Origin of the sequence: Pedobacter nyackensis (genome assembly GCF_900176505.1) — a bacterium.
In the GTDB taxonomy this organism is placed as follows: domain Bacteria; phylum Bacteroidota; class Bacteroidia; order Sphingobacteriales; family Sphingobacteriaceae; genus Pedobacter; species Pedobacter nyackensis.
This window is the reverse complement of sequence record NZ_FWYB01000002.1, coordinates 658,477-676,966: the sequence shown is the minus strand read 5'-3', so window position 1 is coordinate 676,966 and position 18,490 is coordinate 658,477. Positions and strand designations below refer to the sequence as shown.

The 18,490-nt window shown below is 39.7% G+C and carries 17 protein-coding genes; 7 read left to right on the top strand and 10 right to left on the bottom strand.

What is annotated here, in order from left to right:
- Nucleotides 1–85 precede the first annotated feature (85 nt).
- From B9A18_RS07135 to B9A18_RS07125, 3 genes are read right to left on the bottom strand one after another with little or no spacing between them, the layout of a single operon-like run.
- Complete coding sequence (locus B9A18_RS07135; protein ID WP_084288554.1) at nucleotides 86–577, bottom strand: VOC family protein; 492 nt, start codon at nucleotides 575–577, stop codon at nucleotides 86–88.
- 10 nt (nucleotides 578–587) lie between these two features.
- Nucleotides 588–1,754 carry a mandelate racemase/muconate lactonizing enzyme family protein gene (locus B9A18_RS07130; protein ID WP_084288553.1) on the bottom strand — a complete coding sequence of 389 codons (1,167 nt, stop codon included), beginning with the start codon at nucleotides 1,752–1,754 and terminating at the stop codon, nucleotides 588–590.
- Nucleotides 1,755–1,808: 54 nt separating this feature from the next.
- Entirely contained in the window at nucleotides 1,809–2,693 is an 885-nt protein-coding gene (locus B9A18_RS07125; RefSeq protein WP_084288552.1) for a sugar phosphate isomerase/epimerase family protein, read from the bottom strand.
- A gap of 184 nt (nucleotides 2,694–2,877) precedes the next feature.
- On the opposite strand from B9A18_RS07125, the gene B9A18_RS07120 reads away from it, so the two are divergent.
- Entirely contained in the window at nucleotides 2,878–3,777 is a 900-nt protein-coding gene (locus B9A18_RS07120) for an AraC family transcriptional regulator (protein WP_084288551.1), read from the top strand.
- A 186-nt stretch (nucleotides 3,778–3,963) separates the two neighbouring features.
- Nucleotides 3,964–4,815: a beta-1,6-N-acetylglucosaminyltransferase gene (locus tag B9A18_RS07115; protein WP_084288550.1), complete on the top strand. Its 852-nt coding sequence runs from the start codon at nucleotides 3,964–3,966 to the stop codon at nucleotides 4,813–4,815.
- A 14-nt stretch (nucleotides 4,816–4,829) separates the two neighbouring features.
- Here B9A18_RS07115 and B9A18_RS07110 read toward each other — a convergent pair whose 3' ends face one another.
- Genes B9A18_RS07110 through B9A18_RS07085 form a run of 6 tightly spaced genes read right to left on the bottom strand, consistent with a single transcriptional unit; the run spans nucleotide 4,830 to nucleotide 11,776 of the window.
- Nucleotides 4,830–5,831, bottom strand: coding sequence for a glycosyltransferase family 2 protein (locus tag B9A18_RS07110; protein WP_084288549.1), 1,002 nt, complete (start codon nucleotides 5,829–5,831; stop codon nucleotides 4,830–4,832).
- 33 nt (nucleotides 5,832–5,864) lie between these two features.
- On the bottom strand, nucleotides 5,865–7,916 hold the full coding sequence (locus B9A18_RS07105; protein ID WP_084288548.1) for a glycosyltransferase: 2,052 nt from the start codon (nucleotides 7,914–7,916) through the stop codon (nucleotides 5,865–5,867).
- A gap of 3 nt (nucleotides 7,917–7,919) precedes the next feature.
- Nucleotides 7,920–9,185, bottom strand: coding sequence for an ABC transporter ATP-binding protein (locus B9A18_RS07100; RefSeq protein ID WP_084288547.1), 1,266 nt, complete (start codon nucleotides 9,183–9,185; stop codon nucleotides 7,920–7,922).
- Between the two features lie 10 nt (nucleotides 9,186–9,195).
- A complete protein-coding gene (locus tag B9A18_RS07095) occupies nucleotides 9,196–10,062 on the bottom strand; it encodes an ABC transporter permease (RefSeq protein WP_084288546.1) in 867 nt (288 codons plus the stop codon).
- A complete protein-coding gene (locus tag B9A18_RS07090) occupies nucleotides 10,063–11,031 on the bottom strand; it encodes a polysaccharide deacetylase family protein (RefSeq protein ID WP_084288545.1) in 969 nt (322 codons plus the stop codon).
- Nucleotide 11,032: 1 nt separating this feature from the next.
- Nucleotides 11,033–11,776, bottom strand: a complete 744-nt coding sequence (locus B9A18_RS07085; protein WP_084288544.1) for a methyltransferase domain-containing protein — start codon at nucleotides 11,774–11,776, stop codon at nucleotides 11,033–11,035.
- Nucleotides 11,777–11,955: 179 nt separating this feature from the next.
- Between B9A18_RS07085 and B9A18_RS07080 the strand changes: the two genes are divergently transcribed.
- The 5 genes from B9A18_RS07080 (at nucleotide 11,956) to B9A18_RS07060 (ending at nucleotide 17,526) form a co-directional block, all read left to right on the top strand.
- Nucleotides 11,956–12,987, top strand: coding sequence for an Atu2307/SP_0267 family LLM class monooxygenase (locus tag B9A18_RS07080; protein WP_084288543.1), 1,032 nt, complete (start codon nucleotides 11,956–11,958; stop codon nucleotides 12,985–12,987).
- 60 nt (nucleotides 12,988–13,047) lie between these two features.
- Nucleotides 13,048–13,392, top strand: coding sequence for a hypothetical protein (locus B9A18_RS07075; RefSeq protein ID WP_084288542.1), 345 nt, complete (start codon nucleotides 13,048–13,050; stop codon nucleotides 13,390–13,392).
- Between the two features lie 173 nt (nucleotides 13,393–13,565).
- Complete coding sequence (locus B9A18_RS07070; protein WP_084288541.1) at nucleotides 13,566–16,439, top strand: T9SS type B sorting domain-containing protein; 2,874 nt, start codon at nucleotides 13,566–13,568, stop codon at nucleotides 16,437–16,439.
- A gap of 32 nt (nucleotides 16,440–16,471) precedes the next feature.
- Nucleotides 16,472–17,035: a thiamine pyrophosphokinase gene (locus B9A18_RS07065; RefSeq protein ID WP_084288540.1), complete on the top strand. Its 564-nt coding sequence runs from the start codon at nucleotides 16,472–16,474 to the stop codon at nucleotides 17,033–17,035.
- A complete protein-coding gene (locus B9A18_RS07060; RefSeq protein WP_084288539.1) occupies nucleotides 17,032–17,526 on the top strand; it encodes a GNAT family N-acetyltransferase in 495 nt (164 codons plus the stop codon). Before B9A18_RS07065 ends, B9A18_RS07060 begins: the two co-directional genes overlap by 4 nt.
- Here B9A18_RS07060 and B9A18_RS07055 read toward each other — a convergent pair.
- Entirely contained in the window at nucleotides 17,523–18,479 is a 957-nt protein-coding gene (locus tag B9A18_RS07055; protein WP_084288538.1) for a M20/M25/M40 family metallo-hydrolase, read from the bottom strand. The two genes, B9A18_RS07060 and B9A18_RS07055, sit on opposite strands and share 4 nt — an antisense overlap.
- Nucleotides 18,480–18,490 lie beyond the last annotated feature (11 nt).

The following is an 18,490-nucleotide window of genomic DNA, read 5'->3' as shown; positions in this document are numbered from 1 at the left end:
TTAGCTCTTATTGTTTAATTGCATTCATGAGCTCGCAAGCTCGGTTCATTGCTGTTTGTAAGCTGTTATGCTTATGATGGTTTCATCATGGCTTGTTGTGATACAAAGTAGCGTCGTCAGATTTTAATCCTCTGAAATCGTTTCTTTTTGAAACATACAGGCCCTCTTCGTACAATTCATCTTTAAAGATGCGGTCATCCACTTCCGCTCCTGGTATAGAAGAAATCTCTACCAGGTTGCCTGAAGGATCACGCACAAACATCTGCATGGCACCATCAGGCAGCTTTCTTACTTTTCCCCAGGGATTTACGTCTATAGCGTTCAGTTCTTTCATGCGAAAGAAGATGCTGCTGAAATCGTCTACCTGCACACAGATATGCCCGCGAAATGAAGTGCGGTCTTCCCATTCCGAAATATGCAATTGCTGTTCATCATTAAATTTGAAGAACATCACGGGATAATCGAACCGAAAAGCGGGTAGCGGTTCAAGGCCTAGTTCTTGTTTGTAAAACTCGCCTGCTTTTTCCAGGTTATCTACGATGAGGGTAACGTGGTTAATTTTAAGTGCTTTTGCCATAAGTAATGATTTAAACTGACTGCTTAAACTGTTTCACAAAATCCCAGTTAGGGGTTAGCCCCAATCCCGGAGCTGAGGGCGCGCTGATCTCACCATTTATAACAGAGATCTGTTCGTTCACCAGCTCGTACATCATAGGGTTTCCGCCCAGAGAAAACTCAATAATAGTTGCAGAAGCTGAGGCAAATGCTACGGTTAGCCCGGCCATAAAAGAAAAGGCCGAACCCCAGCAATGAGGTGCCAGCTCTACCTGATGTACACTTGCCAGGTGGCTTACGCGCATCGCCTCTGAAATACCACCAATGATGGCGGCATCCGGCTGGATAACATCTATAGCCCTGATTTGTAAGAGATCATGGATGTCAAAGCTGGTAAACTCACTTTCGCCTGCGGCGATGGGTATGTGGGTGGAAGCCCTTACCTCTGCTGTTCCTTTCCTATTGTCAGGACTGATGGGCTCTTCAAACCAATATACATTACAGTCTTCCACACCCCTGCAAAATTGCTTCGCCTCCGGTACGCTGAAAGTTCCATGTGCATCTACCATCAATTTGATATCCGGCCCCAGCGCAGCTCTCGCAGCCTTTACCCTGTTTATGCTTTTCTGCACAGTATCGTCCATCACCCCAACACGCATCTTCACCCCTTTAAACCCCTTACTCACGTAGCCTTTCAATTGTTCGCCGATATTCTCCTCATCTGCCCAGCCTCCACTTGCATAAGCGGGCATTTTCGCTCTGCAGGCCCCACCCAGCAAGTCCAGTATGGGAACGTTCAGCATTTTTCCCTTAAGGTCCCATAACGCCGTATCAACGCCACTCATGGCGGATATGGTAAGGCCCCGCCTGCCAAGGATAGGAAATTTTCTTCCCCTTGACAACGCATAGTGGTCTCTTGTTCCGTTATACATTTCTTCCCAGAGGCGGGTGATGTCTTTTACAGACTTGCCCAGCAGTACGGGTTTCAGTTCATTTTCGATACAATTTACAATGGAAGCGCATATTCCGGAAGAGCCTACCGCAGCTTTGGCTTCTCCAAATCCCTGTAATCCTGAATCTGTTGTTATCACTACAAGGGTCATGTCAAAATTGGTGAGCAGCCCATAGTCTGAAGTGTGTTGTTTTGCTTCAGGAATTGGGCAACGTAACCAAAATGCTTCTACATTAGTTATTTTCATTAGAATATAATTTGTTTTTTATTTGTGATGAAGCTATCATGATTTTTTCATGCTTTAGATAAGTTTTGATAAGGTATGATATGATTCTTTGGTGAGCATGGTATAAAATGCGTCTGTAACAGAAGAACTGCCATGATCTATCAAGAATTTCTCCTGCTCAGGGCTAAGATTTTCAGGCATTTCATCGATGCAGCCAGGGTAGGGGTTGGCGGGTGTACGATCCAACGGCGCACAGAACTCTACAGAAAGCACACTGTCATAATTTACTTCCCGCAGTGTGTCTATGATCTTTTGCCAGTTGAGGTGCCCCATTCCCGGCGCCATCCTGTTATTATCTGCCACATGAAAACCTACCAGCTTGTCCTTCGCCATTCTTATGGCTTCGAACATATCCCTTTCTTCGATATTCATATGAAAGGTATCGAGGCACACGCCACAGTTTGGGCCAACTTCTGCAGCCAGTGCCAGCGCCTGCTCTGCTCGGTTGATGAAATAGGTTTCAAACCTATTGATAGGCTCTATGCCCAGCAATATGCCAGCGGCTTCACTGTATTCATATATTTCCTTCATGGAATTAATAGCCCGGTCCCATTCTTCTTCAGGTCTTCCGTCCGGCACTATCTTTCCTACTGTACCCGGAACAACTGATACCATATGACCATCCAGCTCTTTCACCATTTTCACTACATCCTTTACATACTGTACAGAAGCGGCGCGTTGCGCCTCGTTGCTGGCCAGCAGGTTACGTTCCCCAAGCATCAGCGTTACAGAGCCCCAGCAGGAGAGGCCATGCTCCTTCATTAGTTTTCTCAGGTCTTTTGTGTTGTACTGATCCGGGCTTCCGGCTATTTCAAGCCGGGTATATCCGATAGCAGAAACCCTTCGTATTGTTGTTTCTATAGTTTCAGCACGCATCCAATTGTGTATCGCGAGTTCCATAACGAGTTATATAAAATGTGGTCAGGTTTGATTGAAGACTATGCTTAGCAAAAGCCTACTATAACAAACTTATTCAGATTTCGGTTGAAATAAAAATACTTCATTTGCCAATTTCTGATACTATATTTACCTTAATGCTTAATTATTGCTTCCGAAAATAAGTATTGTACTAAAAAACAATCATATGAAAGCTTCTTACCGACATATATCTACTCCTGAGGATGCCAGTTTTGCCATCAAGGAATACTGTCAGCCGCGGTTTACGAATACTTTTCATTTTCACCATGGGTATGAAGTGATCCTGATCGTGAAAAGTTCAGGCCATGTATATGTAGGCAACAAGGTGATGAATTATAACGAAGGAGAGATCTTTATGTTCGGGCAGGGCTTGGTGCATTGTTTTTCCAATGACAACTTATCTAAAAATACCCCTGATGTAGCACACGCCATAGTAGTACAGTTCACTGCGGATTTCATGGGAAAGGATTTCTTTGAGAGCCTGGAGCTGAGAAAGATAAAAGAACTGCTGCAGCAATCGGCTTATGGTATAAAATTCAGTAGCGCGGGGCCTTCACTCAGCGCCCTGTTCTTCCAATTCCAGCCTAACCAGCAGATGAGGAACCTGATTCTGTTGCTGCAGGTACTGGAAGAACTGTGCCTGCGCAGTAGCGAAGGCGCTTTATTACTAACAGACGATATCAGGAAAATACGGTTCAGGGAAAGTGATTCTAACAAACTGGGTTCCATTTTCAACTATGTATTTGAAAATTATCATCATAATATAGATATCAGCTCGGCGGCTTCCATGGCCTGCATGAGCAAAGCAGCGTTTTGCCGTTACTTTAAAAGAAGTACCCACAAAACCTTCTCGCAGTTTGTCAATGAGATCAGGATCAGCCATGCTACTAAATTATTAATAGGGAAAGAATATAACATTACAGACATCTGTTATGCCTGTGGTTTTGATAATGTTTCCTATTTCAACAGGCAATTTAAAATTCACCAGGGCATATCACCCAGGGAATACCGTAAAGTATTTATTGAAAGGAACACCAGCACCCCTTTTTTGCGACCTGCCGATTGAAATGTTATTAAAGAAGGAGGAACATAGCTTTAACAAGTTACCCCAATGGAGATCTGATTTCTATTTTAGAAGGATAGTTGTGACCTTGTTCTTTATATTTTACGACAAGTGATTTTGCTGGACTAGTAATTACGTGTATATTTAAGAGCTCTTGACCATCATGATATTAACTGCTTAACAAACCTAATGCGATTAGCCCATTTAATACTTGCACATTGTAGTCCATTGCAACTTGAACGGCTTGTGAAGCGATTAATCTATTCTGAAACAGATGTTTACATCCATTTAGATAAAAAGAGTGACTTAACAAAATTTGTTCATCTGGCATCACTACCAAATGTTCTTTTTATTAAAAATAGAACTAAAGTTACCTGGGGCGACTATACCATGGTAAAAGCGACGTTGGATAGTATGGAGGAGATATTAAGTAACCCTTATGAATATAGCCATATTAACTTACTAAGCGGGCAAGACTATCCTTTAAAAGGTCCTGCCGAAATACAAAGCTTTCTATTTTCAAATCCTGGCAAAACTTTTATGAAGTCCTTTTCAATTTACGAGGATTGGAAAGAGGCTATTGAACGATTAACAAAATACCATTTTAGTGAGTATAATTATCCGCTTAAATATAGAATACAAGGAATATTGAATAAAATATTACCTCCAAAAAGGCTTCCCAATAATTTAAATCCTTATGGATTGTCGCAATGGGTTACGATAGCTCCTGCACATGCAAGGTATGTGATAAATTATTTAAAGGAAAATAGATCTGTAGAGCGCTTTTTTAAGATGACATGGGGTGCTGACGAGTTGGTTTTTCAGACAATCCTCCTAAATTCTGTCTGGAAAGACAATGTCGTAAATGAATATTTACGATATATAAAATTTCCGAAAGGGGGATCAAGACCAATTGTGTTTACAATGGAAGATGCAGATGACATAATGATTTCAGAGCGGTTCTACGCTCGAAAGTTTGACATGGATATTGATAAGGATGTGCTGGATTATATAGATGCGGCAATAGATAAGAAAACTTAATTATTGGAGCGATTTTACTCTTGCTGAGGTTTATTCTTATATCGTATTAATATTTTAGTTAGAATTTTTACAAACCTATATAATGTGCGTTTGCTAGGATGTAGTTTAAACGCGTACGTTACTTGCATAAGGGCCGCCTTAGGGTTGTTTTGTGTATGGTAGATTCGGTCAGACAATATACCAATGTAAATGGCATAATTCATTCTTGCTCTTGTTTTTAACGCTTTTCGCTTATCCGCAGGCAAATAGTTTTGGATAATATTAATTACGGCGGATATGTCTTTAATGTTTTGACCAGTTGTTAAAGAGTTACCTGTAATGTTGTTGGAATGCACCCTATAATAGGCTAATTTTCTTGGTGAGTAGGCAACCGGATAATTTGCAGCAATTCGAGTCCACATTTCCCAATCTTCACCATAATGCACGGCAAAAAAACTACCTAATTTTTCATATACTTCGCGTCTAACGACTATACAAGGTGTTTGTAGCAATTGTCCCTCAGCTATTTTAAGTACCCAGTTATCAATTATGCCAGGCTCCTTTAATATTTGCTCACTATCCCAAAGCCATTTGTCATTTTCATCAATATCAGAACAACCGGTGAATGCGGCGCCCGCCTCAGGATGGCTTTCAAATAACCCGCCAATTTCCTGATAAAATCCTGGTTTAACTAAATCATCGCCATGCAAGATATGTACAAATTTCCCTTTTGCTCTGTTGATACAAGTTTCAAAATTTCTTAGACTACCTACATTACGTGGTTGTTTGAAAAAACCAATACGCCCCTTGCCCAGTTCATTTACTAAGGCCTCTACATCGCTATCGGTGCTAAAATCGTCTATTACTTCAATCTGCATTTGTTTTGCATCCAGAGCCTGCGCTAAGACGCTCTCAATCGTTTTGCGCAGATAATGGATGCAATTGTAAGCAGGGATCATAACCGACCATTCGGGCTGATTCGTATCGGCTGGTAATGGAGCAATTTGAGGTGGCGATTTGGGAGTACGTTCAAGCATTTTATTTGTGATTTTTCTTCAATATTGGGGTTATTAAGATGAGTAATAGTTTTGCCAGCTTTTAATTCCGTTTTGATAAGCTTCTATCTCTTTTTGATCTTTCAACTTACTTTCCTGGCGCTTTAAAACGATCATTACGTTCTCAAGCATTAAGCTTTTATCTGCTGACATATTATAATCGTGGATGCGATAGGCTGCAATTTTTTCAGTATGAGTTATGGTTGGGAAACGTTGAGTGATGTTTAGGTTAATATCATAATCTTCACAGGCTTTTAGTCGTGGATCAAAAAAGTAGGAATAAAAGAGTTCACTTCTATACATTACAGTGGCTTCCATAGCTATATAGTTGCCATGTAAAAGTCCCACGTAATTTTCAGCCCACCTTTCCATTGGTTTTTCTGTTGGTAAAAGGTTTCCGTTATTGTCAACCTTATCATGTGAACCAGATATAAATGCTACTTCTCTATTATTAGAGAAATAACCGAGATTTATTTTGAAAGCCTCTGGGTACAAATAGTCATCAGCATCTAAAAACACCAAAAAACTACCCGTACTGTGCCTTACACCGGTATTGCGAGCACCAGAAAGGCCCAAACGATTAGTCCGGACATATTTAACTCCCGGATAGCTTTTACACACATTCGCTGTATCGTCAGTCGAGCCATCGTCTACAACGATGATCTCTGCGTTTTGATGAGTTTGATTTAATACACTTTCAATGGCCTGACTTAAATACTGTCCATGATTATAACAAGGTATTACAACTGATACAACGGTATTCTTGTCAACCACTGCGCTTTCTTCCAGCGATTTAAGGTATAACAAGCTGCCGTCTCTTATTACATTGCGGTGCTTGCGATAATACAGCCAGCCCGAAATACAACCATGAACCTCGTTGAATGTATTTAACAGGGAATTAAGTCTGAGATGTTTGAGGTCCTGATAGATCTTTTTCAAATAATAATCAGGCAAGCTCTTTTTTACACGAAATAGATCTCCGGCATGACCATAGTTTTCATGTTGTACAAGTACAGAGCTAACCTGGCCACGCATGTAATTGAAAATCTGACTTTTTAAGGAAGCCATATTATCGCGATGCTGATGGTATACAAATAGCTGCGGATAGTAATTACATTGAAAGCCTTCTGCCATTATGCGATACCAAAATTCGGAGTCACCGCTACAGCCAGATGCGCCAACATCTAGCCGTTCATCAAACCATCCAACAAGGTCAAAAACCTCACGTCTGAAAGCCATATTTGCACCAGCACCGATGTCCCATGCAGGGACACCAATATTAACATTGTCAGCAAAATACTCCTTACCAAAAATCTGCGGTAAATAGCCTTTGTTAAAGCCCCAATCTTTCTCAAAAATATATTGTGCTTTGGTTTTTAAACTAACCGGTATAACGAGACCGGTAACAGCCATAGTTTTTGGGTCTTGAAAGGTAGTTTTAAGTAATCTTGTCCAGTTGGGGTCAACAATTACATCGTCATCGGTATAAGCTATTATATGGTGTGTTGCATATCTCGCACCTGTGTTGCGTGCTACATCTAAACCTTTTCGGGGTTCTTTTACATATTTTACAGTAGGATATTTTTTAATAACCTGTTCCGTACTGTCATCGTCAGGGGCGTTATCAATTACTATCAGTTCAAAATCCTTATCGTACGAGTTCATCAACGCTTGCACGCAGTCGTCAATTGCTTTTGGCCTGTTACGGGTACAAATTACAACTGAAAGCTTTTCATCAGTTGGAGGACCTATTTGTAAAGGAATGATGGTTTGTAGTTCTTTTCTGAGGTTTTCCTGATCGTTTGTTAATAGATATTTTTTCCATGATGCCTGGTCATCCCTTTTTTGTAAAGAGGCGTAATAATCAATAGCCTTTTGCATGGCATCAGCAGCTTTCTGCCTTAAGGTACTACTGTCAAAGCTGTTGTTTTCATTATAAAACCAAATGTGTCCTAACGGAATGTTTTTCCACCAAAAAACCAGGTAATAATTAGCCGTAGATGGCCTAAACTGATCGAGTTGATCAATCTGAAGATGCTCAATGGCAAAGGGGCTGAAGTTTTCCATATTTTAAATTTCCTCCTGCTGTAATTGTACTTTGAACTTTGGCCTTACTGCGCCTGGCCAATCACCATACCATGCTGTGTTTGCTCTAAAATCCTCAACATCAAAAGACAAGCAATCTTCAAATTCAAATAAAGCACTGCTCGTGTTTTTTACAAAAATTAAGTTTATTGAATAAGAACCGTTATTTAAAAAGTCACCAGGGATGGTGCATTGACCTTTGATCAAGCCTTTTTTGTATGGTCGAGCCAGCGAGTCAACATCAAAAATACACTCACCCATCACGGTATTTAAGGCGATACTTACCCCCAAATCCATCTCTTCTTTTGGCAAGTACCAGAATTCAAAATCAATGACCAAAGGTGTTCTGATATCAATAATATTACTACCAGACAGGTATTGCGGTAGCATCTCCACCCGTTTAATACGGATGCTATCATTCCCTGGTGCGGTATCGGGATCTGCATATATTCTATGTAGATAAAGGGTTTGCTCTCGCTTTAAGTAATTTGTAATTACATCTTGTGTATTCCCCATATCGATAAGCCGACCTTTTTCCAGATAAATTGCTTTAGTACATAAGTTTTTAAGTGCCTGTGAATTATGGCTTACAAAAAGTACGGTCTTACCCTCCTCTGCGGATACCTGTTTCATTTTACCAAGGCATTTTTTCTGAAATTCGGCATCGCCTACCGCCAATACTTCATCAACGATAAGTATTTCGGGGTCTAAATGCGCTGCTATGGCAAATGCGAGTCTAACGTACATGCCGCTTGAGTAACGCTTTACCGGAGTGTCTAAAAAGCGCTCAATGCCTGAAAAAGCTACAATTTCGTCAAACTTGGATATGATCTCTTTTTTTTGCATCCCCAGGATCTGACCGTTTAAAAATATATTTTCACGCCCTGTTAGTTCAGCATGAAAACCAGTCCCAACTTCCAATAAGCTTGCAATGCGGCCTTTACCTTTAATTGTTCCGGTAGTTGGTAGCGTAATGCGCGACAATACTTTTAATAAGGTTGATTTTCCAGCCCCATTTTTGCCCACAAAACCTACCACATCGCCTTTCATGATTTCAAAGTCGATGTCTTTAAGCGCCCATAGGTCATTTGCTTTGGGTTCAGTGTTAATACTGCTCGTTGTTTTATTGCCGCCAGCTGAAAATGTATTTTTCCAGAAATTTTGCAGGTCTTCTTTAAATGATCCGGACCCTATTACTCCTAAGCGATAATGTTTTGATATGTTTTCTGCTTTTAATATCAGGTTACTCATATTTTATCCCTTAAATAATGTCCATTACTTCTGTTTCTCGTCTTTTAAATAAGACCAAACCGAGCATTAATAAAATAGTAGTACTAGCAACCGCTAATAACAAATAATTATACTGTATCGCACCCTGATTAAAAAACACAGCTCTAAAAGTTTCTATGATAGGTGTTAAGGGGTTTAGCCAAAATAAAAATTGATACTTTTCAGGCACCAAAGAACTTGGAAAAACCACCGGGGTAACAAACATCCCTAAACGAAGTATGTATTGGAAAAAAGTATCTATATCGCGATACCGCGCTGTAAAAACAGAGATCAATAAGCCTGATCCTAATGCAAAAGCTGCGGTTAAGATGATTAAAAAAGGGATAAGCAACAAAGTATAGGATAGGTCAAACTGATCATATACGATATGATAGAATAAAAAGATAACTACAAACAGCATCAGCTGTATCGACAATCTTACCGATTGAGTAATGATATTACTTATTGGTACAATTAATCTTGGGAAATATACTTTATTGAAAATGTGTGCATTGGTGATAAAAGTGTACATGGTACCCGAAATATTGTCGAAAAAGAAAGTCCATATAATAGTCCCCGACAAATAGAACAATATTTTAGGAACACCATCAGTTGATAGTTTCGCAAAACTGCCAAACACAATTAAGTAAATTATGGTGGTTAAAAGAGGCTGTAAAAACATCCAGACAGGACCAATTATGGTTTGCTGGTAACTGGCAATTAAATCACGTCGCACAAAACGCATAATTAACCCCCGATAAGAATAAAGGTCACGCAGACCTAATTTAAACCAGCTTTGGGTTGCGTTTATTTCCCATTGCCAATCTGCTGTTATGTCTTCTTTTTCGTTAAGATTCATTTAAGCTAAGGTATTATTTCTCATCCAATTGTTGAGGTGAAACTCAAATGTTTTTCCATCCCAATTGCCGACCTGGAAACGTGGGATAGTGAGTTTGTCGGTGTCGGCTTTAAAATGCTGAGGGTCTGTTGTGAATGCCAGTCCTACACCTGATTCAGCTAAGATGTCTAAGGTGTTTTGATCCCGGCCACCATGCGGATACGCCAGGTATTTAATAGGATTGCCAGTTAATTCTTCTAAATGGGTAATTCCACCCTGTATCTCACTTTTTTGATAATTATATGGAAAATCCGGCAAGAAAGGATGTGTCATTGTATGCGCGCCAATAGTAAATAGCTTGCCTGACTGTAAATCTAATAGCTCCTTTTTATCCATTGTAAAATACTCGGGCCTGTTATTCGTGTTGTTTGCCCAGGTTTCAAGCGTTTTGATAAAAGTTTGTTGCTGTGTTGCCGGCATTTTCCTTAAAATAACACAAAGGTTTAAATACAGATCGGCAGGGCTAACCATATTGCCCGAATTACCAATATCCCATGAGATATTATCCGGCTGCTCAAGAATTAATTTGTCGGGCAGATTAGGCGATTGCAAGCAAATGCGTTCCAGTGCATCCCACCAAAATTCTTGCTGCTCTCCAATGGAATTCGTGGGAATAAAGAATGTTGCCGGTAGATTATATTTTTCGAGTAAAGGTTTGCCTGCTAAATAATTATCGCGGTAACCATCGTCAAAAGTAATGATTGCGGTATTGGTTGCCATTCGTCTTTTATTTCCAAGTATATCCGCCAATTCTTTTATGGAGATTACATGGTAGGCTTTTAATACCTTTAAGTGTTCTTCGAAATGCTCGGGACTAACGGATAGTTCCCAGGGGTCTGATAAAGGGGTAGCTATCCGGTGATACATTAATACAACACCACGACGCGTATACTTTTGTTTAATAGAAGATAACAAGGAGCGAAACATCATTTTATTTCTTTAATCGGATTGTTATAACGACATCATACGAAGTATCTCTAACCTCAAGTTTGGACTTATCCGTCTCAACAATTCCAACGCCGTGCAAAAATGATATTGCTGCATATATATTTCCGTATGCCTGCACTGTAAAGCTATCAACAGGAAAAAGCTCCGAGAATACGCGGTTCATAGATGCTTCGTTAAAAGACCAGAGCCAGTTTTTACGCCATTCGCCACCCTCAATAGGGCTAATGCCTGGGACTGTGACTAACAGTATGCCATCTTTTTTTAGCATCCTGTAGCAATGTTTTAATGCCGATGTATAGTCAAATATAAACTGCAATGTTTGCGTAAGGATAATGCAATCAAAATGATCTGAAGGTAAATTGTCGGCCTTACTTAAATCGGCAATATAGGTTGCCCCTGGAGCGCCTTCATTTACATGCAATACGTCGCTTTTGGTAACTTTTACACCACCATACTTTAGTGTATAGGCATTATCTGCAATTTCTAAAACGTTGCCTTTAATAGCTGCGGATTCTGTTTCTAAAAAATTCTCGATATAGTAACGGTCAACCGGTCCGCCGCGGTCATAGCCAAAATCATTGCTAAATGGTTTCCCTGACTTAAAATCACCCCAGTTGATTTTTCCCTGAGCGGGTACAAATTCAGGATACAAATTAAAGCGGTTTGCAAGCCTTTTCATAAAAGTGGGCAAGTGCCTTTTTAGGGTAGCTTTTAAACTGTTGTTCATTAATTAATTTTAAAAATAGGTTTGAATACTCTTGTTTTATTAATCGTATTAATCTCAAGGAAAGGTAATAATAATAACAGAAGTTTCGGTAAAAATCATGGTTTTCCTCTTTCTTATCCTACATCAATGTAAGCCTAGGTGTGTTTGCCTAATTTTGAGTCATTAAAAAAGGAGATATTATGGAATTAGGAATTGGAATGTTTGGTGATTTGTCAATTGATCCGCAAACAGGGAAACCACGTGAAGCAAAGGTAAAGCTTCATGAGATTCTGGAGCAAATAAAATTGGCAGATGAAGTTGGATTGGATGTTTTTGGTTTAGGAGAACACCATCGGCCGGACTATGCAGTTTCGGCTCCCGAGATCGTTTTGGCTGCGGCTGCAAGTATTACCAAAAACATCAAATTAACTAGTACTGTAACCGTTTTGAGCTCGGCAGAGCCTGTAAAAGTATACCAGGATTTTTCTACTATTGACTTGATTTCTAATGGTAGGGCAGAAATTGGTGTGGGCCGTGGTAGCTTCATTGAATCCTTTCCGCTATTTGGTTACGATTTAAAGAATTACAATCAGCTGTTTGAGGAGAAGCTTGACCTGTTGTTGAATATCAATAACAATGAAGTTGTAAACTGGACTGGTGAGCTTAGGGCGCCAATGGTAAATCAAATGGTATTGCCGAGAGCAGTAAACAATGGTAAACTACCTATATGGATTGCCGTTGGCGGAACACCTGAATCTGTTTTAAGGGCTGCAAAATTAGGTTTGCCTTTAATTGTAGCCATAATTGGAGGAATGCCGAAGCAGTTTCAGCCTTTAATCGAGTTCTACAAACAAGAATATGTTAAGCACGGACACGATGTGACTAAAATGCAGATTGGAATACATTCACATAGTTTTGTGAGTGATGCTGAAGCTGATCTGGACAAGTACTATTCTAACTATGCTGCACAGATGGATAGGATTGGAGCTACGAGGGGTTGGGCACCTTATACTAAAGCCCAATATAACGGGGGCAGAAGCAAAGAGGGTGCTTTATTTATTGGAGAGTCTGCTGCAGTAGTAGATAAAATCTTGTATATGCATGAGCTGTTTGGTATAACCCGCTTTATAGGTCACATGGATGTTGGCGATCCTTCGCATAAGGAAATGATGAAGGCAATAGAACTTTTTGGAACTAAAGTAGCTCCGGAAGTAAGAGCGGGACTATTATAATATTATCGCAAAAAATTATCTTGAGAAAAGGAAATCATGTAAATTGCGCAAAAATGAATTATGAGCACGATAAATGTTATTCCGGAATACAAGGATTTTAATGAGTTTTATATTCAAGCGGTTCTTCCTTACAAAGAAAAAAATCCGACTGACATTAGGTTAGATGGAAAAATGCTAGGGAGTACAAGGAAGGTCTCAGCTTATTTTTGGTATTTGGATAAGAAATGGGAAGTTGGAGCAGATACGCATATAGATAGATTGAAACTAGCTTTTGAGGCATGTAAAGAGAGCGATGAGCCATTCAAAATAAAATACACAAGAGATAAAAAAGGAGAATATTTAGTGATTAAAGGGCAACCTTTAAGAGATAAAAAGTTTTACGTTTATAGCGTGGATTCAAAATAATCATGCTGTGGCATGAGCGTCTGAAAAAGGGTGAATCATTTTAGAATGTTTCACCCTTTTTGTTAATTGGCCCCTAATTGATCAATTGAGAGCGAGCCGATTTTCATCATAAATGGAGCTTTGATTAACGGGAAAAAAGAGTTATTTTAGGTATAACCCTATTATACTCTCAAATGAAAAGATTGCTTTGCATATTCTTTTTATTTCTGGCCTGTTTTACTACACAGGCTGATGTTTTTGTCGTAACCAGCAATGCCGATAGTGGCCCTGGGACGCTACGCGAAGCACTTACTTTGGCCGCTGCGAATGGAACCCTTGTCTACGATAATATTAATTTTGATTTACCTGGAGATACGGAGACCGATAGAACTATTTTACTTCAAAGTGAATTGCCTTTAGTTAGTAGCCATGTTATTATTGATGGCACTACTCAGCCTGGGCCGGATTTAGGTAATGGCGAGGCCAAAGTTATGATTAAGGCTAATCGATTAGTTTACCAATCCTCTTCGTATGCCTTTGGCTGTTTCAATATTGTCAGTGTTACCAATGTAGAAATTTATGGCTGCGCTTTTGATCAATTTATAGATTTAAAGGTAACAACAAATCCAGATGGCCAATTGGCAGCAGGTAATGGAGTTTATGTTGTGGCAAGCAGTGATATAACAATTGGAGGTCCACGTAGGGGGAATGTTTTCATAGATAATGGTCTTGGAGTACATGTATCAGCTGATCAGAATAATCAAAATAGAAATGCTAAAATTAAAGTGCAAGCAAACTGGTTTGGACTTAACCTCGATGGATCAGAATCAAGTAACAGTAAAAGCGGGCATGCAAGTATTGTAGCCGACGATATGGAATTTGGAGGGCCCGATCGAACCTACGGTAATGTTCTTGGCGGTTATTCTGTATCGGGCGTATCTATTAATGGGAGTAATGTTAAAGTTCGCTCTAATTGGTTTGGTTATCTGGGAGACAAAAGTTTAGGGATTCTAGGGGTAGGCGTTTCATTAGGTATTATGAATGGTGAATTTACAGATAATCTAGCCAATCGATTTGGAATTGATATAGGCGGGAAAAACTTAAGCATATTGCGGAATAAAGAATTCGCTATACCAATACAAATTTTAAGTCCGGGTATAAGACTTAATAATGCCGAGGACATCCAAATTGGGAACGATAATATTGCTGATGTAAATGAGTTTCTGCCCCGTGACTACGGACCACTTTTTAATTTTGGCAGCAAGAATGTAGAAGTAAGAAAAAATATTATTCATTGCACACAGTTTGCTTATAGTATCCGGGATGGAGTTGCTGTTAAAATCCAGGTACTCGTAAACAATGATTCGGAGTATTCGGGCACAGCGACCCCAAATTCTGAGGTTTACATCTACAATGACAATACTGATTGCCCTTCTTGTAGTCCATTGCAGTTTTATGAAAAAGTAAGAGCTGATGTAACAGGTAAGTGGGGCATCACAGGCAATTTCAGCAACAATAGATTTATCGCGAATACCACATTAATTAATACTTCGAGTGAATTTACCCAACCACGGATTTTAAATGGGATTGATGGTCATTGGTACATAAAAACTGATCCTTCTTGCGGTGAAAGCAATGGTAAGCTAGCATTAGCTAATCCGGCTAATTTATTAAAGGTAGAATGGTATGATTCCAATGATGTAAAGGTTGGAGATGAATTGAGCGTTGAAAATTTGCCTCCCGGAGAATATTACGCAAAGGGGTACAATGGAAAGTGTTACACCTTATCGCCTAAGGTTGTTTTATTTAATGTGGAGCTCGAATTCGTAACCACTGACTTAAAAATTCAACAACCTGGATGTGGTAAAAATAATGGCTCTATCAAGGGCTTGTATTATACCCTTTCCGTTGGTGCTGCTGTTAGTTATAAATGGGTGGATGAAAATAACCAGGTTTTGCCTACTGGGGATTTAGACTTGAACAATGTTGGGCCCGGCAGTTATACTTTAGTGGTAACTATGGGAACAAATTGTACAAAATCTTACGGACCGATTGTTTTAAAAAATACTATTGGCCCTGGGATTAACCGTACCGACGCCATAATTATGCATGCAAATTGTGATAATACTGATGGTAGCATAACTGGTGTTACGGCAACAGGATTTGGCAATATTCAATTTGTTTGGAAAGATGAAAAGGATGTAATCGTTGCTCAGACTGCTGATTTAATCAATGTTAGGACGGGCAAGTATACTTTGGAAGTTAAAGATGAAAGCGCTTGCGGGATCATTAGCTCCTCATTTGAAATACCAGCTGAAAATACAATTGGTTTTGATGAACAGGCGGTTTACATAACCAAAACTACCTGTGAAAACACCAATGGATCGATAACGGGAATAAAGCTTGTTGGTACTGGCACTGTAAAATGGTTAAATGAAAATAATGTTGAAGTTGGTCAAGATCTTGATCTGATTCAAGTGCCATCCGGAAAGTACAAAATGGTTATTTCCAATGCATATTGCACAAAAACAAGTTCGATTTTTACCATTGAAAAATTTTTGCTTCCTGCCCCTGTGGTTTTACCAGTTCAGATATGTGCAGCCGGTAGAGCCACAATTGTTCCAGATCAGATCCATGGGGGCGAATTTTTATTATACCCAAGTTTGACAGCCACACAGCCAATAGCTACTACAAAAGATATTTTCAATATTCAAGTGAGCAAAAGCGAGACTTATTTTGTGAGCTATGCCAATGGTATTTGTGAAAGTGTCAGGGTGCCTGTATTGGTAGAGATTACAGAGAATTCTTTAGACATAGCTAATGCCTTCAGTCCTAATAATGATGGGGTTAATGATACCTGGAGGATTAATGGCCTTAGGAGCTACCCTGAGTTCGTGCTAAAAATCTTCAGTAGATATGGTCAGAATGTTTTTACCACCCGAGACCCTCATTTTGCATTTGATGGAACGAGACGTACTGGAGCTCTGCCAGTAGGGGTCTATTATTATGTCTTAAACTTAAGAGCGGGTTGCTCAACAATTAGTGGTAGTTTAACGCTAATAAGGTAAAATTCAACGGGTCGTTTTTATATATTTGCTTTATGTCATCACATCATATCATCAGAGAGAAACAGGAACCTGCACTTTATATTCATCAATTGGGCACGTTTAATGAAGAGTACTTAGGGCAGCTATTGGAGTGGAGCCCTACCTTAATCGTTAATGATTCCATTTATGAAAAGGTAATCAGCATGGGTTTAAAGGTCGATGCTGTTGTGAATTCTTCTGGTGATCATGTGTTTCAGGAGAATACAAAAGTAATTGAGGTTAAAACGGAAGATCTTGATGCGGTGTTAGATTTTTTGATAGCGGATGAATATCAGGCCGTTAATGTGATTGATACAACAAGCAATTTGAGGGAGTTGGGTAGCTATATTGCCGAAATCAATATTGTAGTGCTCACGGAAACGGAGAAAGCATATGCCATTAAATCCGGATTTAATGTTTGGAAACCTAAGGGGAGTGTATTCAAAATTGAAGTGCTGTCTTATTTCGAAACCAGCAACCTGAAACAGGAAGAGAATGGTGATTTTGTGGTGATCAATGATGGTTTCGTTGAGTTTAAGTTTACAACAGAATATTTATTTATCAGTGAGGTATTATGATTCTTTTAAGAAAAGCCAAAGAAGAGGATATTGAAAGCATTCAGCAGCTGGCGAGTAAGACCTGGCCTGATGCTTACGGTAGTATTATCAGCGCAGAACAAATCAGTTATATGCTGGAAAAGATGTACAACCGTGGCGAGTTGCTCTCACAGTTAAAGCAAGGTTATACTTTCTTGATTGCTGAGGAGAATGATAAGGATCTTGGTTTTGCTGCTTTTTCTACAATTGATTCACAACCGCATATTTATAAACTGCACAAGTTATATGTGTTGCCCGAGGCACATGGTAAGGGCTTGGGTAAGCTGTTGATTAATGAAGTAACAGATCTGATCAGGCAGGCCGGAGGAAAGTCGGTTGAGCTCAATGTAAACAGGGAAAATAATGCCGTTGAGTTTTATAAAAGAATCGGCTTTAAAATAAAAGAAACCGTTGACCTTGATGTTGGTAACGGTTTCCTTATGAATGACTATGTGATGCAGATGGCGATTTAATCGTGCTGCTCTACCAATCTTGGAATCCTTGAGGGGGTATCAATCCCCTTGATAATACTTGTAGCGCTAAGTGCAATAGCTTTAATGGTTGCTAGTATATTCGCAGTATCTAATGTGCTGTATTCATCTTTTTCTGTATGATAAAACTGATCTGTATCGATTTGATCGGTACTGATCGTATGAGCAGGGACACCTAATGCAGCAAGTGTTGCATTGTCACTCCTGTAGAACAGGTTCTGTTTGGTGTATGGGTCAGGATGAAAAGTAAACGGTGTGCCATTTAGGTTTTTTTGAAGGATCTTACCAAAGTCAGATTTATCATAGCCTGTAATAAAAGCCGTGTTTTTACCAAATTTGCTCTCTTTTCCGATCATTTCAATGTTAAACATCGCCACTACATCATCCGGGTTGAGTTTCTTGGAGAAATGTCTTGAACCGAAGCCTCCGATTTCTTCGGCTGTAAAGGCCACAAAAACTAAGGTGCGCTCATTGTTATTTAATGCTTTGTAGTATTTTGCCAATGCAATCATAGCGGTAATACCCGAAGCGTCGTCATCAGCGCCGTTGGCAATACTGTCTTGCTGACCGTCTTTTACCTTCATGATGCCCAGGTGGTCGTAGTGTCCTGAAATGACTACCAGTTCTTTGGCTCTGGACTTACCGGGAATGATCCCTGCAACGTTAAACAGTGGTTTTCCCTTTAATTCGAAGCTTTGTCTGAATCCGGTTTCTCCTTCCAGTGGCAGGAGTCCGATGCTTTTAAACTCCGACTCAATAAATTGGGCGGCCTTCTCAATGCCCGGACTAAAAGTCGCTCTGCCCTCCATTTCGTCGCTGCTTAGGGTTTTTATTAGCCCGTCCACATATTCTGCGGTTATAATTTTATTGATGTCCTGCGCCCATGAGAACTGGGTAAACAGCAAGGCTAATAAAGTGTAAAAGGTTTTTTTCATCAGTATATATT

Excerpts from the sequence above, each read along its gene's own strand:
- B9A18_RS07095 (WP_084288546.1), bottom strand. The coding sequence starts at position 10,062 with ATGAATCTTAACGAAAAAGAAGACATAACAGCAGATTGGCAATGGGAA.
- B9A18_RS07135 (WP_084288554.1), bottom strand. The coding sequence starts at position 577 with ATGGCAAAAGCACTTAAAATTAACCACGTTACCCTCATCGTAGATAAC.
- B9A18_RS07070 (WP_084288541.1), top strand. The coding sequence starts at position 13,566 with ATGAAAAGATTGCTTTGCATATTCTTTTTATTTCTGGCCTGTTTTACT.
- B9A18_RS07090 (WP_084288545.1), bottom strand. The coding sequence starts at position 11,031 with ATGATGTTTCGCTCCTTGTTATCTTCTATTAAACAAAAGTATACGCGT.
- B9A18_RS07120 (WP_084288551.1), top strand. The coding sequence starts at position 2,878 with ATGAAAGCTTCTTACCGACATATATCTACTCCTGAGGATGCCAGTTTT.
- B9A18_RS07060 (WP_084288539.1), top strand. The coding sequence starts at position 17,032 with ATGATTCTTTTAAGAAAAGCCAAAGAAGAGGATATTGAAAGCATTCAG.
- B9A18_RS07100 (WP_084288547.1), bottom strand. The coding sequence starts at position 9,185 with ATGAGTAACCTGATATTAAAAGCAGAAAACATATCAAAACATTATCGC.
- B9A18_RS07110 (WP_084288549.1), bottom strand. The coding sequence starts at position 5,831 with ATGCTTGAACGTACTCCCAAATCGCCACCTCAAATTGCTCCATTACCA.
- B9A18_RS07085 (WP_084288544.1), bottom strand. The coding sequence starts at position 11,776 with ATGAACAACAGTTTAAAAGCTACCCTAAAAAGGCACTTGCCCACTTTT.
- B9A18_RS07115 (WP_084288550.1), top strand. The coding sequence starts at position 3,964 with ATGCGATTAGCCCATTTAATACTTGCACATTGTAGTCCATTGCAACTT.
- B9A18_RS07055 (WP_084288538.1), bottom strand. The coding sequence starts at position 18,479 with ATGAAAAAAACCTTTTACACTTTATTAGCCTTGCTGTTTACCCAGTTC.
- B9A18_RS07125 (WP_084288552.1), bottom strand. The coding sequence starts at position 2,693 with ATGGAACTCGCGATACACAATTGGATGCGTGCTGAAACTATAGAAACA.
- B9A18_RS07065 (WP_084288540.1), top strand. The coding sequence starts at position 16,472 with ATGTCATCACATCATATCATCAGAGAGAAACAGGAACCTGCACTTTAT.
- B9A18_RS07130 (WP_084288553.1), bottom strand. The coding sequence starts at position 1,754 with ATGAAAATAACTAATGTAGAAGCATTTTGGTTACGTTGCCCAATTCCT.
- B9A18_RS07080 (WP_084288543.1), top strand. The coding sequence starts at position 11,956 with ATGGAATTAGGAATTGGAATGTTTGGTGATTTGTCAATTGATCCGCAA.
- B9A18_RS07105 (WP_084288548.1), bottom strand. The coding sequence starts at position 7,916 with ATGGAAAACTTCAGCCCCTTTGCCATTGAGCATCTTCAGATTGATCAA.
- B9A18_RS07075 (WP_084288542.1), top strand. The coding sequence starts at position 13,048 with ATGAGCACGATAAATGTTATTCCGGAATACAAGGATTTTAATGAGTTT.